Source organism: Streptomyces sp. NBC_01294 (assembly GCF_035917235.1).
GTDB lineage: Bacteria > Actinomycetota > Actinomycetes > Streptomycetales > Streptomycetaceae > Streptomyces > Streptomyces caledonius.
This window is the reverse complement of sequence record NZ_CP108423.1, coordinates 1,747,506-1,761,828: the sequence shown is the minus strand read 5'-3', so window position 1 is coordinate 1,761,828 and position 14,323 is coordinate 1,747,506. Positions and strand designations below refer to the sequence as shown.

Annotated in this window: 13 protein-coding genes; 6 read left to right on the top strand and 7 right to left on the bottom strand. The window is 68.2% G+C overall.

Annotation, left to right across the window (positions count from 1 at the left end; genetic code table 11):
* From OG534_RS07975 to OG534_RS07965, 3 genes are read left to right on the top strand one after another with little or no spacing between them, the layout of a single operon-like run.
* Complete coding sequence (locus tag OG534_RS07975) at window positions 1-198, top strand: hypothetical protein (RefSeq protein ID WP_326587378.1); 198 nt, start codon at window positions 1-3, stop codon at window positions 196-198.
* Entirely contained in the window at window positions 195-920 is a 726-nt protein-coding gene (locus OG534_RS07970; RefSeq protein WP_326587377.1) for a glycine-rich domain-containing protein, read from the top strand. Before OG534_RS07975 ends, OG534_RS07970 begins: the two co-directional genes overlap by 4 nt.
* The gene (locus OG534_RS07965; RefSeq protein ID WP_326587376.1) at window positions 917-1,123 is read left to right on the top strand and encodes a hypothetical protein; all 207 of its coding nucleotides are present in this window, start codon (window positions 917-919) and stop codon (window positions 1,121-1,123) included. Before OG534_RS07970 ends, OG534_RS07965 begins: the two co-directional genes overlap by 4 nt.
* A gap of 311 nt (window positions 1,124-1,434) precedes the next feature.
* Here OG534_RS07965 and OG534_RS07960 read toward each other — a convergent pair whose 3' ends face one another.
* The 3 genes from OG534_RS07960 to OG534_RS07950 all read right to left on the bottom strand — a co-directional run bounded on the left by OG534_RS07960 (window position 1,435) and on the right by OG534_RS07950 (window position 3,876).
* The gene (locus OG534_RS07960) at window positions 1,435-1,599 is read right to left on the bottom strand and encodes a hypothetical protein (protein ID WP_326587375.1); all 165 of its coding nucleotides are present in this window, start codon (window positions 1,597-1,599) and stop codon (window positions 1,435-1,437) included.
* Window positions 1,600-1,779: 180 nt separating this feature from the next.
* On the bottom strand, window positions 1,780-3,309 hold the full coding sequence (locus OG534_RS07955; protein WP_326587374.1) for a helix-turn-helix domain-containing protein: 1,530 nt from the start codon (window positions 3,307-3,309) through the stop codon (window positions 1,780-1,782).
* 84 nt (window positions 3,310-3,393) lie between these two features.
* Window positions 3,394-3,876: a MarR family winged helix-turn-helix transcriptional regulator gene (locus OG534_RS07950; protein WP_326587373.1), complete on the bottom strand. Its 483-nt coding sequence runs from the start codon at window positions 3,874-3,876 to the stop codon at window positions 3,394-3,396.
* A gap of 471 nt (window positions 3,877-4,347) precedes the next feature.
* On the opposite strand from OG534_RS07950, the gene OG534_RS07945 reads away from it, so the two are divergent.
* Window positions 4,348-5,211: a hypothetical protein gene (locus OG534_RS07945; protein ID WP_326587372.1), complete on the top strand. Its 864-nt coding sequence runs from the start codon at window positions 4,348-4,350 to the stop codon at window positions 5,209-5,211.
* A gap of 44 nt (window positions 5,212-5,255) precedes the next feature.
* Here the strand turns inward: OG534_RS07945 and OG534_RS07940 are convergent, their stop codons facing one another.
* The 4 genes from OG534_RS07940 to OG534_RS07925 all read right to left on the bottom strand — a co-directional run bounded on the left by OG534_RS07940 (window position 5,256) and on the right by OG534_RS07925 (window position 9,547).
* Window positions 5,256-5,894: a hypothetical protein gene (locus OG534_RS07940; protein WP_326587371.1), complete on the bottom strand. Its 639-nt coding sequence runs from the start codon at window positions 5,892-5,894 to the stop codon at window positions 5,256-5,258.
* Window position 5,895: 1 nt separating this feature from the next.
* Window positions 5,896-6,927: an ATP-binding protein gene (locus OG534_RS07935; protein WP_326587370.1), complete on the bottom strand. Its 1,032-nt coding sequence runs from the start codon at window positions 6,925-6,927 to the stop codon at window positions 5,896-5,898.
* Window positions 6,924-8,438 (bottom strand): Mu transposase C-terminal domain-containing protein, encoded by a 1,515-nt coding sequence (locus OG534_RS07930; RefSeq protein WP_326593522.1) that lies wholly within the window; start codon window positions 8,436-8,438, stop codon window positions 6,924-6,926. The genes OG534_RS07935 and OG534_RS07930 overlap by 4 nt, the downstream gene beginning before the upstream one ends.
* Before the next feature lie 356 nt (window positions 8,439-8,794).
* Window positions 8,795-9,547 carry a TnsA-like heteromeric transposase endonuclease subunit gene (locus OG534_RS07925; protein ID WP_326587369.1) on the bottom strand — a complete coding sequence of 251 codons (753 nt, stop codon included), beginning with the start codon at window positions 9,545-9,547 and terminating at the stop codon, window positions 8,795-8,797.
* Window positions 9,548-9,845: 298 nt separating this feature from the next.
* Here OG534_RS07925 and acnA point away from each other — a divergent pair, with 298 nt between their 5' ends.
* On the top strand, window positions 9,846-12,560 hold the full coding sequence (acnA, locus tag OG534_RS07920) for an aconitate hydratase AcnA (protein WP_326593521.1): 2,715 nt from the start codon (window positions 9,846-9,848) through the stop codon (window positions 12,558-12,560).
* A 314-nt stretch (window positions 12,561-12,874) separates the two neighbouring features.
* The gene (ngcE, locus tag OG534_RS07915) at window positions 12,875-14,305 is read left to right on the top strand and encodes an N-acetylglucosamine/diacetylchitobiose ABC transporter substrate-binding protein (protein WP_326587368.1); all 1,431 of its coding nucleotides are present in this window, start codon (window positions 12,875-12,877) and stop codon (window positions 14,303-14,305) included.
* Window positions 14,306-14,323 lie beyond the last annotated feature (18 nt).

Genomic DNA, 14,323 nt, shown 5'->3' with positions numbered 1-14,323 from the left:
GTGTACGAATACGTGCCACACCGCCTGCTCCGCAAGCACGTCCGCGACATCGCGTCCGGCGCCGAGGGAGAGCTGATGGCAGTCATCAACGAGAACGTGTCCGAAACAGCCGTTGAGCGGTGGGCAGAGCTCGCCTACATCCGGCTCGCGTCCGGCCGTGAGATCACCACCGTCATCGACAACATCGAATCGGCATGAGCGAGCTCGGCCGACAGACGCTCTACGTCACGGCCCTGGCCGTCGTGACCGCAGCGATCCTTCTCGGCACCCGCCGACCCTGCCACCTCCGGCACCAAGGAGACGCCATGTCCACCCCCTGCCCGCCCCCGCCCCCGTGCAGCTCCGGCAAGGGCCAGAGCCCGACGCCGGCTCACAGCGCCACCACGACCCTCACCGTGCCCTCGAACCCCCGCGCACTGCTGAGCGACGCCGAGTTCAACGTTGTCATGCACACCGTCCTCGACGGCAACCCGGACATGACCCCGAACGACGCCGGACGGATCGTCACGGAAGCGCTCAAGTTCGTCAGCGTTGCAGCGGCGTTCCCCGCGGTGCCGATCACCCCGTCGCTGGAGGTGGACGAGGGCTGGCACGCGCTGATCCTCCACACTCACCTGTACGCCCGCCTCTGCTCGCGCCTCGGCCGGTTCGTCCACCACTACCCCGAGCGCCCCGACCCGGCACGCTACGACCCGCACGTCCTGACACGCACCACGGTGCTCATCGAGCAGGCCGGGTACACCGCCGACCCCGAGCTGTGGACCGGCCCCGGCGAAGCACTCGTCACCGTCGGGGCGAAGGCCTTCCACACGCCGATGCCCGGCGGCTGCGGCCCCATCAACCCCGGCAACTGCGCGACCCACGGCGGCGGCGAAGGAGAGCAGGTTCGGCGCCACGCCGACGAAAGGGTGAGGACATGACTGCGGACGAGGCCCACCAGCTCCATGCCGCCATGAGGCAGTTCGGGATTCCCGGGGCCGTGACCCCGCTCGACACGGACGACCTCGACTGCCCCTGGTTCGTCGTCGATGAGGCAGGCCGGGACATCACGGCCCACGTCCTCGTCCAGGTAGCGGCGGCACGCAGGAGGCAGCCGACGCGGGGCTTCGTCATCGCGCGCTGACACCATCCAGTCCCGGTCGGCCGCTCCCGGCCGGGACTGCTCTTGACCGCCTGGCGAACCTTCGTATCCGCCCCAGCCAAGCGCGGACATGCTTACGAAGTGGCCGCCCGAGGCCTTCGCTGTCTGCCCCTACGTCATGCCGCCCTGCCGGTACGCCGCAGGGTCCACCCTGACCGACAGACCCGAAGCTGTATGTGCTTTTAGTCTGAAGTTGCCATTCTGGAATGGGCGGTTGATGGGCGCTCGGAACGCGAAAAGCCCCCACTGGCCGGCTCGGTGCCGGGGCGGGGGCTGGGCGCGTGTGGGGGTGGCTAGAGGGCGACGCTGGCGGAGACCTCGATGGTCGTTTCGGACCCGGTCACGAAGTAGAGGGTGAGCTTCTTGATGTCCTTGCCCGTCTCGTACACCAGGTGCAGATCCGTGGTCTTGCCTACGCCCAGGTTCTTGCTCAGCGGCTCAGCCCTGTAGATGTACATAAGATTGAATCTTGTACCGGTCGGTACGCAGGATGAGCCACCAATACGACGAAGCCATCGCCCTGGACGCGAGGGACCTGCGCCTATGGCCTGCGCTTTTCTGGGCAAGTAGGCATGAAATGCCTGAGGCCCTGTCACCCTTCGTGAAAGGGTGACAGGGCCTCGCGTACGTACGGCTTCCTAGATGTCGCGGAAGATCTCGATCTGGGCGCCCACCGAGTTGAGGCGTTCCGCCAGTTCCTCGTAGCCGCGGTTGATGACGTAGACGTTGCGCAGGACCGAGGTGCCCTCGGCCGCCATCATCGCGAGGAGGACGACCACCGCCGGGCGCAGGGCCGGCGGGCACATCATCTCCGCCGCGCGCCAGCGGGTGGGGCCCTCGACCAGGACGCGGTGGGGGTCCAGCAGCTGGAGGCGGCCGCCGAGGCGGTTCAGGTCGGTCAGGTAGATGGCCCGGTTGTCGTACACCCAGTCGTGGATCAGGGTCTGGCCCTGGGCGACGGCGGCGATGGCCGCGAAGAAGGGGACGTTGTCGATGTTCAGCCCGGGGAAGGGCATCGGGTGGATCTTGTCGATCGGGGCTTCGAGCTTCGAGGGCCGGACCGTGAGGTCGACCAGGCGGGTGCGCCCGTTGTCGGCGCTGTACTCCGCCGAGCGGTCGTGGTCGAGGCCCATCTCCTCCAGTACCGCGAGCTCGATCTCCATGAACTCGATCGGGACCCGGCGGATGGTCAGCTCCGACTCCGTGACGACCGCGGCGGCGAGCAGGCTCATCGCCTCGACCGGGTCCTCGGAGGGGGAGTAGTCCACGTCCACGTCGATGTTCGGGATGCCGTGGACGGTGAGCGTGGTGGTGCCGACGCCCTCGACCTTGACGCCCAGCGCCTCCAGGAAGAAGCACAGGTCCTGGACCATGTAGTTGGAGGAGGCGTTGCGGATGACGGTGACGCCGTCGTGCCGGGCGGCGGCCAGCAGCGCGTTCTCGGTGACCGTGTCCCCGCGCTCGGTCAGCACGATCGGGCGGTCGGGGGAGACCGCGGTCGCGACCTTCGCGTGGTAGATGCCCTCGGTCGCGGTGATGTCCAGGCCGAACCGGCGCAGGGCGATCATGTGCGGCTCGATGGTGCGGGTGCCGAGGTCGCAGCCGCCGGCGTAGGGCAGGCGGAAGGTTTCCATCCGGTGCAGCAGGGGGCCGAGGAACATGATGATGCTCCGGGTCCGGCGCGCCGCGTCCGCGTCCATGGCCTCCATGTCGAGGCGGGCCGGCGGGATCAGCTCCAGGTCAACGCCGTCGTTGATCCAGCGGGTACGGACGCCGATGGAGTTCAGGACCTCCAGGAGGCGGTAGACCTCCTCGATGCGGGCCACCCGCCGCAGCACCGTACGTCCCTTGTTGAGCAGCGAGGCGCAGAGCAGGGCGACGCACGCGTTCTTGCTCGTCTTGACGTCGATGGCGCCGGAGAGGCGGCGGCCGCCGACCACGCGCAGGTGCATCGGGCCCGCGTAGCCCAGGGAGACGATCTCGCTGTCGAGCGCTTCACCGATTCGGGCGATCATCTCAAGGCTGATGTTCTGATTGCCGCGTTCGATCCGGTTCACCGCGCTCTGGCTGGTGCCGAGTGCATCCGCAAGCTGACTCTGTGTCCAGCCCCGGTGCTGCCGGGCGTCACGGATGAGCTTGCCGATGCGTACGAGGTAGTCGTCTGCCATGGGTGCACCGTATCTCAGATATGAGATGCGGCCTGCGTCGGGTGTGGCAGAAGGGTGGTACAGCCGGGCGTGTCGGGGCGGGTGTTATCGAGCGTCAGGTTCCATGACGGGGTCTCCTTGCGCGTGATGGTCGACGATCCGGCCCAGCAGACGGGTGAGTTGCTCCCGCTCCGACGGGGACAGCGGGGCGAGCAACTCCCCCTGGGCCGCGTCGAGGATGTGCTCCAGCCGGTGCAGCCGCCGCCGGCCGAGCGGTGTGAGGGTGATGACATTGCGCCTGCGGTCCTCGGGGTCGGGGGCCCGCTCCACCAGTTCGCGCTCGGCGAGTTCGTTGATGACGGCGACCAGGTCGCTGCGGTGGATGCCGGTGCGGCCGCTCAGGGTGGCCTGGCTCGCCGGACCGGACTCCTCCAGGGCAACGAGGGCCGCATAGTGCCATTTACGGGCATCTGCCCGATTGAGCGCCTCGGATACCAGCCGCTGCGCGTGGGTGGAGGCCTGCCCCAGCAGTCGGCTGGGCAGCTCGCGCAGCCGTGCCGGGACGGCCCCGTTCTCTTCCGTGGTCATGGGGCGATGTTACCCATGGTGTTAGTGCCACCAACGGTACGGCCCGCCCACGGTGACCGATGGCACCCCACGGTGACCCATGGCACCCCACGGCGACCCGCGGCGGTCCGCTCGGCCCTCGACCTGAAGCCGCCACCGCCACCGCGCCCGGGTCGCGGCCCGAGGATATGACCCGTCATGTCGGTCATGCCCGCCGAATCAGGGCAGGCCGAGGCCGCCGGCGGACCCGCGGTCCGGCCGGGCCGGGGGCATGCCTCGGCGTCCCAGCGGGTGTCCTGTCTCAGTGAAGTTAGTCGCTGGAAGTGGGGCTGACCTGGACGGACTATCTTCCGTGAGACGTGTCGGCTCTCGACTGCCCAGTGAAGCTGGCGCCAGCAGGCAGGGGGTGTCCATTGCAGCGCGGAAGCTCCAGCGGCGGGCACCGACAAACCTGCGCGGACGGTTGTCGTACTGGGAAGGCACAATCGGCGCATGTCTGAGATCTTCGTCGACCTGGGAAAAGTCAATGCGCCGTCGGGTGTCCTGGTCCTCGGCATGGCTGGGTGGATCGACCAGTGGCGGGACCTGGGGCAGCCCCTGTCCGAGCGCGCCAGGACGGCTGCTGCGAGGGGAGGAGGCCATCTTCGGGAGTGGTTGTGCGAGGCGGTCGCGGTTCCGGCAGCCGACGACCGGCCCTTGATGGTGCGGGCGAGCACTTCGCCGTCTCCGTTCGACGAGGAACCGACGATCGCGACCCTGGAGATCGGTCTTGGTGTTCCGTGGCCTAAGACCGCGGACCGGTCGGCACCGGTCCGACTCGGGGACCTGCCCGTCGACCGGTGCGGCATGGTTGTCGGCGATGCCGCAGGGCTGGACGCGTGGACGGGAATGGACGCCGAGCCGGCGGACGGGCTCGCCGATGTCTTCTACTGGGGCCTGTACGCGGACGACGCACATGCGCAGTTCGGTGGTGAGCGGATCGCGCAGCACGGCGTCGACGGACCGCATGGGTGGCTGGACCTCCCGGTGGCTGAGGCGGCCGCACGTGCGGCCGAACTCGCCGCCTGGCGGGACCGCCTCCACGGCAAGGGCCTCATGGTCTCGGTCGACAAGCACACCGATTTCCACCGCTTCCAGCGGGCCGGGTGGCACCATCCGCTCCACGTCGGTGCGATCGACGTCGGCGGTTGCCGGGTGCTCGGCATTGAATGGGACCAGGGCGACCACTCGATGAGGCACCGCGGCGAGCGGGACGCCGGCCAGGTCTATCCGGTCACGCTCGAAGCTGACGAGGCGGGGACGACAGTGATGCGATGGACCATCCCGCCCTACGACCTCGGCGACGAAGACGAGTGATGAGACCCGTGACACGAGTTGCGAGATCACACGGGCTAAGCGGGTCAAGAGTGCCATTTCGCAGCGTAGCGCTGAGGGCAGCGCGAGCGGACGTAGTGGCGGAGCAGTGAGTAGGACACGGAGACGTCGTGGTCGTCCATGAGATTCAGCCAGATCTGTTTCGGTCCGAGGCCCTGATCCAGCATGGCCTGGATGGGCTCCATGAGGTCGGCGTCGAGATGCGAATGGTCCCGTTCGACTCCTCGGGGAGGCGGCTGCATCGTGTCCAGGGCGAGGCGGACGAGACGGCGAGGGAGGCCGTGCCGCAGGGCCAGGTCCTGAATGGTGTGGCCTCTGCGGGCGTCGATGTAGATGAGCAAAGCGAGATGGGGCTGGCCTGGGAACAGCTCGGTTCGAGCAGTGCGCGGGTTGGGCTTCATGCGGCCGCGCGGGGAGCTGGCGTCAGCGAGCGCCCGGTCCAAATGCTGCTCGGAGCGGCCGGAAACCGCAGACAGGCGGTCCAGCTGGGGCTTGCCGAACCAGAAGGGCGGTCCGCTGAGGAAGCAGTGGAGGTAGCTCGGCTTGAGATGGTTCGCGCGCGCGAGACGGCGGACGTAGGAGTCGGTGATCTCGCCGACGCAGGGGCGCAGCCGGACGGGCAGCGGAGCCAGCAGGCGAGGCAGCTCTGGCAGTGGGCGGGACACTTCAGCGGCCCTTCTTCGCCGCTTCCGCGGCATGGTCCAGGGGGATCGCGTCGAGCCCTGCCTTGGTCACGCGTTCTGTGCCGCTGAGGATGGCGTCGATCGCGGCGCCCCGGATCGCGTGGGAGAGCGCGCCGATCATGCCGTCGGCCCGCTTGTGGAGGTAGCGGTCCAGCGTGACCAGGCTGCCCGGCGGGTGATCATGCAGCAGCAGGGTCTTCTCCATGGTTGCGACCAGCCCCTTCCACTCGGCGCCGTAGGGGAACGGGCGAGTGGGGACGAGGGTGAAGCGGCCTGCGATCTGGGCGCCCCGGGTGCCGGCCAGGAGTTCGCTGGTCTCAAGGTTGATCCCTGCATAGACGAACGTCGCGGGGATGCGCTCGGAGAAATACTTCAGGGTGTCGGAGACCTCGGCCCCGGCCCGTGTGACCTGCGAGACGTTGTGGATTTCGTCGACGAGGACCAGACCGGTGCGGGTGTCCGTGCAGACGCCGACCACCGCTTCGATGATGTCGGTCATGTTTGACCTGGCCCGGACCGGCAGCCCCAGGAAGCGCGCGAACTCGGCCGCGATCATGCGGGCGGACGCCGCGGGTGGGACGGTGATGTAGAGCACCGGGATGCGGTCGGTGACGTTCGGGTGGCGGGCTCGGTCGAGGAGTTCGTGGGCGAGCCCGAGCTGGGTGATCGCGCTGGTCTTGCCCGTTCCGGGGAGCCCGGAGACCATCAGGCCGCGGCGGGCGCTGATCGCGTGCCGGTTGAGCAGGACCAGCCGTCGGCCGCAGACCACGGTCTTCTCGACGAACGAGGTGGCGACCACCAGCATCCGTGCGTGGTGGTCGAGCCGGTCGTCGTCATAGAGCGCCCGCTCGGTCGGGGACAGCTTGGCCAGCTCGAGAGGAGTCAGCAGGACCGGAGGGCTGGGTGGGCCGGCGGCGAACTTCCGCCATCCGTCCAGGGTGGTCAACTGCCGGTTGGCCTCGGCATCCGCTTCCTGGAGCGTGGTGTGCCGGGTTGCCGGTCCGGAGATGGTCACGGACGCCTCCAGGGGTTCGCGAGCGGGTCGAACAGACCCAGCGGGATGACTTCGGCCAGCTCGGTGTCCGCCTGGCCCCCCTGAACGGTCTCGTCGGCGGGCGGATCGGGGGTCGGCCGGTCAGGGGCGGTGGCCCGGGTTCGTGCGGCGACGCGCCGGGACCGTTTGGCCGCAGGCCCCTGCTTCAGGGCGGGTCCCTCGTAGGCGCGCCGCAGCAGCGCGGCGGCGGCGTCCGCGACCTGTTCTTCCGTGCCGCCGGGGACCTGCTCGCGGGCGTGGTCCCAGGCCAGTTCCCCGAACGGGACGCCGACGCGGTGCAGGTGTTTCCAGAACACAGTGATCCACCGATTGCGCTGGCGGTCGCGTACCCAGATCCGGGAGATGTCGTAGGGGTCGTGGTGGATCTCCCACAAGCCCTTCTTCTCCCTCACCCCGGAGTGCTGGCGGCGCAACGGACCCAGTTCGCCGTCGTCGTAGGTGCGGTGCTTGATCCGGATGCCGTAGCTGTTGATCGCCTGCCAGCGTTCAGGCAGCAACTCGACGTAGTCCTCGCCGTCCAGCGGAACCGGGACGTAGCCGCAGGACTGAAGCAGCGTCGTGTACTTCTCGTTCGGCGAGAACGCGCGCCCCGGCGCCTGCGGATCACGCAGCCCGTCGTGCGGCCTGGTCTGCCAGACGACGATGACCCACTCATCGAGCAGGCTCTGGAGTTCAGGAAGAGACCACAGCGGCCCGTCCTCCAGTTTCCGGCCGCGGCGGTCCGTGGTCGATCCGGTGTAGCCCGCGACGAACTGGGCGAACAGCGTGGCCACCGAGCCCAGAGTCTTCTCGATCGTGCCCTTGTCGGTCGGCGTCGCCTTGTGGGCCGGTTGCAGGTTGATGCCCAAATACCGGCAGGAGGCCCGGAAGTTCCGGGAGATGAACACCTTGCCGTGGTCGCAGACGATCGTCTCCGGCACGATCACCGGCCGCGCCGCCGCGTGCTCCAGGCGCTCGTCCAACGTCAGCAACCGCCGGTGCGGCAGCACCGAACGGGACATCCGCAGGGCCTCCGACCAGCCGGGCCGCATCGCCTCCGGGGTGACGCTGCGAGCCAGCAGCGCGGACGCGTCCGCGGCCTTCGTGGTCGGCCGCAGCGCCGCCGCAGTGATCGACCTCGTCGCGATGTCGACCATCGCAGTCAGCTCGACCTTCTCCGCGATGCCGTCGTCCAGGCGCACCAGCACATCCAGCGGGGTCGAGTCGATCTGCATCAGCTCGCCCGGTGCACTGGCCGGAACCTCCCTGAACGGGCCGGGAGGTCGGGCCTTGACCGACCGGCGTGTGCGGGCCGAACCCGTCGCGTGCGTGCCCGTCGCCAGCTTGCTGTTGAGCCGGTAGAGAGTGGCCCGGGAAGGGACCTCAACACCTGTGGCGTCCTCACGGCCTGCCAGGATCTCCTTGGTCCGCCAGACGATGAATCCGATCGTCTTCGACGAGTCCTCGGCCGTCTCGTCGATCGCCTGCCGCATCGCCTGCACCACCGCCGCGTCGATCTTGCCGAAGGCCGGCATCTGCTTGGCCGACCGACCGTCGGCCAGTCCGACCAGCCCGTCACGCTGGTAGCGCTGGCGCCGCTGCTTGATCCCGCTGGCCGTCACCTTGTGGCCGGCCGCCGTCAACTCGGCCGCCTTGGCCCGTTCGCGCTCAGCCAATGAGTGCTGTCTCGGGTCGAACTCCGGCCGGGTTACGGCCTCATCGGATGCCCCCGGCGGCAGCCCGTGCAGCACCTCCAGGATGTGGCCCTCCCACCAACGTGCCTGTTCAGTCGCTGTCTCGGGAAACTCCGCGAGCCGGGCTGTAGGCGGGACCTTCCGTCCCTGCCTATTCAATGGGCATCCCTTTCGACCTGGCCCACGACCGTGCGTGGACCCAGCAACTGGACCGTCAGGTCCTCGGCGACCAGTTCCTGACGCCAGAGCAGATGGAACAGCGCGGGCAGCGTGGCGAGCCGGTCGCCCGCCGCGTCGGCCCCGGGCAGCAGCGGCCCCGGCGTCGCGAAGATCTCCCGCAGGCGGTCCGCAGCCGTGGGGTGCAGGCACCGCGGGTGTCGGTAACGGGACAGCCACCGGACGTTCGCCAGCAACACCGGCTCCGGCGTCCCGACCCGCTCGAAGTGCCAACCCGCCTGAGCGCAGGCGATCCGCGTCACCTCGAACGCTTCCGCGTCCTTCGGCTCGATCCGCTCGTCCGCGCGGACATCGACGACCACGGCCGAGCCGTCCACCCGGCGCACGAAGTAGTCCGGAGCGTGCCGACGCTCCCGTGCCCCGTCGTGCCAGTGCAGCCAGAAGGGCTGCGAGGCGATCCCCGCCACCTGCGGATCGAAGTCCATGAGCACGAGCCGGTCCCGCTCAAGCCAGGACTCGAAGCCCACGTGCTGCCCAGTCGTCGCCGCCCAGTACCAGCCGGCGAAGTGACGTTCCCCACGAGACCACCGGAACGGCCGCACCGGTGCCGCTTCCTCGAATCGAGCCGTCACACAGTCCAGCAGAGGACGGCGCTGCCGCTGACCTATGGCGTCCACGTACGCCAGCTCGACGTACGGCCCTGCAAGATCCACCCCAGCCGGTACGGCCACCAGCACCCCCAGTGCGTTTAGCCCGTACGGCTAGGTTCACTGAGACGGAAGGCCGAACGACTGGGTTCGCTGAGTAAACGCCTCGATTGGATGAGAGCGGTCACCGGGCGTGCGCCTCGTTCTCGCACCCGGACATGTACTAGAGTTATCTCGACATCGAGATATCTGCCGAAGGCGTACCGCAGCCGCCCCCGCTGGTAAGGGTTACCTAACTTAGCCTTACCTTAGCGGATTGGCCAAGGGGCGTGGCGGCAGGATTGCGGTAATACGCGCGAATTCATGCATGAAGGAGACTGTCGTGTCGGCGAACAGCTTCGACGCCCGCAGCACGCTGCAGGTGGGCGACGAGTCGTACGAGATCTTCAAGCTGGACAAGGTCGAGGGCTCCGCCCGCCTTCCCTACAGCCTGAAGGTCCTGCTGGAGAACCTGCTCCGTACCGAGGACGGCGCGAACATCACCGCCGACCACATCCGGTCGCTCGGCAACTGGGACTCGCAGGCCCAGCCCAGCGAGGAGATCCAGTTCACGCCGGCTCGCGTGATCATGCAGGACTTCACCGGTGTCCCCTGCGTCGTGGACCTCGCCACGATGCGCGAGGCCGTGAAGGCCCTCGGTGGCGACCCGGCGAAGATCAACCCGCTCTCGCCCGCCGAGATGGTCATCGACCACTCGGTCATCGCCGACAAGTTCGGCACGAAGGACGCCTTCGCGCAGAACGTCGAGCTGGAGTACGGCCGCAACAAGGAGCGCTACCAGTTCCTGCGCTGGGGCCAGACCGCCTTCGACGACTTCAAGGTCGTCCCCCCGGGCACCGGCATCGTCCACCAGGTCAACATCGAGCACCTGGCGCGCACGGTCATGGTCCGCAACGGCCAGGCGTACCCCGACACCCTCGTCGGCACCGACTCGCACACCACCATGGTCAACGGCCTGGGCGTGCTGGGCTGGGGCGTCGGCGGCATCGAGGCCGAGGCCGCGATGCTCGGCCAGCCGGTCTCCATGCTGATCCCGCGCGTCGTGGGCTTCAAGCTGACCGGCGAGCTGCCGACCGGCACCACCGCCACCGACCTCGTGCTCACGATCACCGAGATGCTGCGCAAGCACGGCGTCGTCGGCAAGTTCGTCGAGTTCTACGGTGAGGGCGTCGCCGCCACCTCCCTCGCGAACCGCGCCACCATCGGCAACATGTCGCCGGAGTTCGGCTCCACCGCCGCGATCTTCCCGATCGACGGCGAGACGCTGAAGTACCTGCGCCTGACCGGCCGCGACGCCCAGCAGGTCGCGCTCGTCGAGGCGTACGCCAAGGAGCAGGGTCTGTGGCTGGACCCGGCCGCCGAGCCGGACTTCTCCGAGAAGCTGGAGCTCGACCTCTCCACGGTCGTCCCCTCCATCGCCGGCCCGAAGCGCCCGCAGGACCGCATCGTCCTCGCCAACGCCTCCCAGCAGTTCGCGCTGGACGTGCGCAACTACGTCGAGGACGACGACGAGGCGGGCAAGGAGTCCTTCCCGGCCTCCGACTCCCCGGCCACCGTCGACGGCGTGCCGACCCGCCCGACGCTGGTCACCCTGGCCGACGGCTCGTCCTTCGAGATCGACCACGGCGCCGTCACCGTCGCCGCGATCACCTCCTGCACCAACACCTCGAACCCCTACGTCATGGTCGCCGCGGCGCTCGTGGCCAAGAAGGCGGTCGAGAAGGGTCTCTCCCGCAAGCCGTGGGTCAAGACCACCCTGGCCCCGGGCTCGAAGGTCGTCACCGACTACTTCGACAAGGCCGGCCTGACCCCGTACCTCGACAAGATGGGCTTCAACCTCGTCGGGTACGGCTGCACCACCTGCATCGGCAACTCCGGTCCGCTGGACGAGGAGATCTCGAAGGCGATCAACGAGCACGACCTCGCGGTCACCTCGGTGCTCTCCGGCAACCGCAACTTCGAGGGCCGGATCAACCCCGACGTCAAGATGAACTACCTGGCCTCCCCGCCGCTGGTCGTCGCGTACGCCATCGCGGGCTCCATGAAGGTGGACGTCACCAAGGACGCCATCGGCATCGACACCGACGGCAACCCGGTCTTCCTCAAGGACATCTGGCCCTCCGAGGCCGAGGTCAACGACGTCGTGGCGAACGCCATCGGCGAGGACATGTTCAGCAAGTCCTACCAGGACGTCTTCGCGGGCGACGCCCAGTGGCAGGCGCTGTCCATCCCGACCGGCAACACGTTCGAGTGGGACCCGCAGTCCACCTACGTCCGCAAGCCCCCTTACTTCGAGGGCATGACGATGGAGACCACCCCGGTCTCCGACATCGCCGGCGCCCGCGTGCTGGCGAAGCTGGGTGACTCGGTCACCACCGACCACATCTCCCCGGCCGGTGCGATCAAGGCCGACACCCCGGCCGGCAAGTACCTCACGGAGCACGGCGTCGAGCGCCGCGACTTCAACTCGTACGGTTCCCGCCGCGGCAACCACGAGGTCATGATCCGCGGTACCTTCGCCAACATCCGCCTGCGCAACCAGATCGCGCCGGGCACCGAGGGCGGCTTCACCCGCGACTTCACCGTCGAGGGCGCGCCGGTCTCCTTCATCTACGACGCCTCGCAGAACTACCAGGCCGCCGGCATCCCGCTGGTCATCCTGGCGGGCAAGGAGTACGGCTCCGGCTCCTCCCGCGACTGGGCCGCCAAGGGCACCGCGCTGCTCGGAGTCAAGGCCGTCATCGCCGAGTCCTACGAGCGCATCCACCGCTCCAACCTGATCGGCATGGGCGTCCTGCCGCTGCAGTTCCCGGAGGGCGCCACGGCGGCCTCCCTGGGCCTGACCGGCGAGGAGACCTTCGCCTTCACCGGTGTGGAGGAGCTGAACAACGGCACCACCCCGCGCACCGTCAAGGTGACCACCGGCACCGGTGTGGAGTTCGACGCGGTCGTCCGCATCGACACGCCGGGTGAGGCGGACTACTACCGCAACGGCGGCATCATGCAGTACGTGCTCCGCAACCTCATCCGAGGCTAAGGGCGCGCCAAGCGGAGCCGCTCTCCGCTTGTCGGCACCATAGGGCCGTATCCCCGTTAAGGGGGTACGGCCCTTCCGCGTTTAGTGACGGCGGTGCCAGGTGACGGACAGGTCTCAACTCGGAAAAGCTGGTGGTCATCCTTGTGCACGATCTTGCTGAGGCGAGCGGAAGTGGACTATACCTGTGCGCGTCCAGGTCGCTTCACAGGAGCGCCCCCGGACCCGGAGGACAGCGGGGATCTGCGGCGTCGTCCGCATGCGCGGCAACTGCCGTGATTTCCCGCCTCCTTCACACTTCTGACGAAGGCGAGGACATGAGCATGGCATCCACCGGTGAGGGCCTCGGCCGCCGTGATCTGATCAAGCGCTCTGCGGCACTCGGCCTGATCACCGTGCCGACGATGGGCTTCCTGTCCGCCTGCGCGTCGGGCGGCGGCGAGCCCACCAGCGGACCGTCCAAGGCCGCGACCAGCGCGCAGAACCCCTTCGGAGTCGCGAAGGGCAGCAAGATGGACGTCGTCGTCTTCAAGGGCGGATTCGGCGACGACTACGCCAAGGCCTGGGAGGCCGCCTTCGACAAGAAGTGGGGCACCACCAGCTCCCACCTAGGCACCCAGGAGATCACCGGAAAGCTCCAGACCCGCTTCAACGGCGGCAACCCGCCGGACGTCGTCGACAACTCCGGCGCCCAGAAGATCAAGCTGGACGTGCTCTTCAAGAGCAACCAGCTCGCCGACCTCACCCCGGTCCTCGACGCGCCCTCGCTCGACGACCCGGGCAAGAAGGTCCGGGACACGCTGATCGCGGGCACCATCGAACAGGGCACGCAGGGCGGCAAGTTCGTCTCGCTGAACTACGTCTACACCGTCTACGGCTTCTGGTACTCCGGCAAGCTCTTCAAGGAGAAGGGCTGGACGGCGCCCAAGACCTGGGATGAGTTCCTCGCGGTCTGCGCCAAGGCCAAGGAGGCCGGCCTCGGCGGCCTCGCCCACCAGGGCAAGTACCCGTACTACATCAACGTCGTCATCATGGACCTGATCGCCAAGAAGGGCGGTCTGGACGCCATGAAGGCGATCGACAACCTGGAGCCGAACGCCTTCGAGGGCAACGCGGCGGCCCTCGCCGCCGTCGAGGCCGTCTACGAGGTGGTCGAGAAGGACCTGCTGCTCCCCGGCACCAACGGTCTGACCCACACGGAGTCCCAGACCGCCTGGAACCAGTACAAGGCCGCCTTCATCCCCTCCGGCTCCTGGCTGGAGAACGAGCAGCTCAAGCAGACGCCCGAAGACTTCGACATGCAGTTCCTGCCGGTCCCGCTGCTGGCCGACAGCAAGCTGCCCTTCGAGGCCATCAGGGCCGGCGCCGGCGAGCCCTTCATCGTCCCGGAGAAGGCCGCCAACAAGGCCGGCGGCCTGGAATTCATCCGTTCGATGCTGTCCCGCGAATGGTCGACCATGTTCGCCCAGCAGGCCAACTCGCTCACCGTGGTCAAGGACGGCGTCGACCCGGGCGTGAAGCTGCGGCCGGGCACCCAGTCGGCCGTGACGGCCCTCAAGACGGCGGGGACGAACACGTTCAACTACCTCTACCCCGACTGGTACAGCGAGATGGACACGGCGATCCAGGACGCGTCCAATGAGCTGATGGCCAAGCGGATCCAGCCGAAGGAGTGGATCAAGCGGGCCCAGGCTGCGGTAAACAAGGCGGCGCAGGACCCGAACGCCAAGAACAACCGTCGCAGCTGACTGCGCGCTCCACCGGTC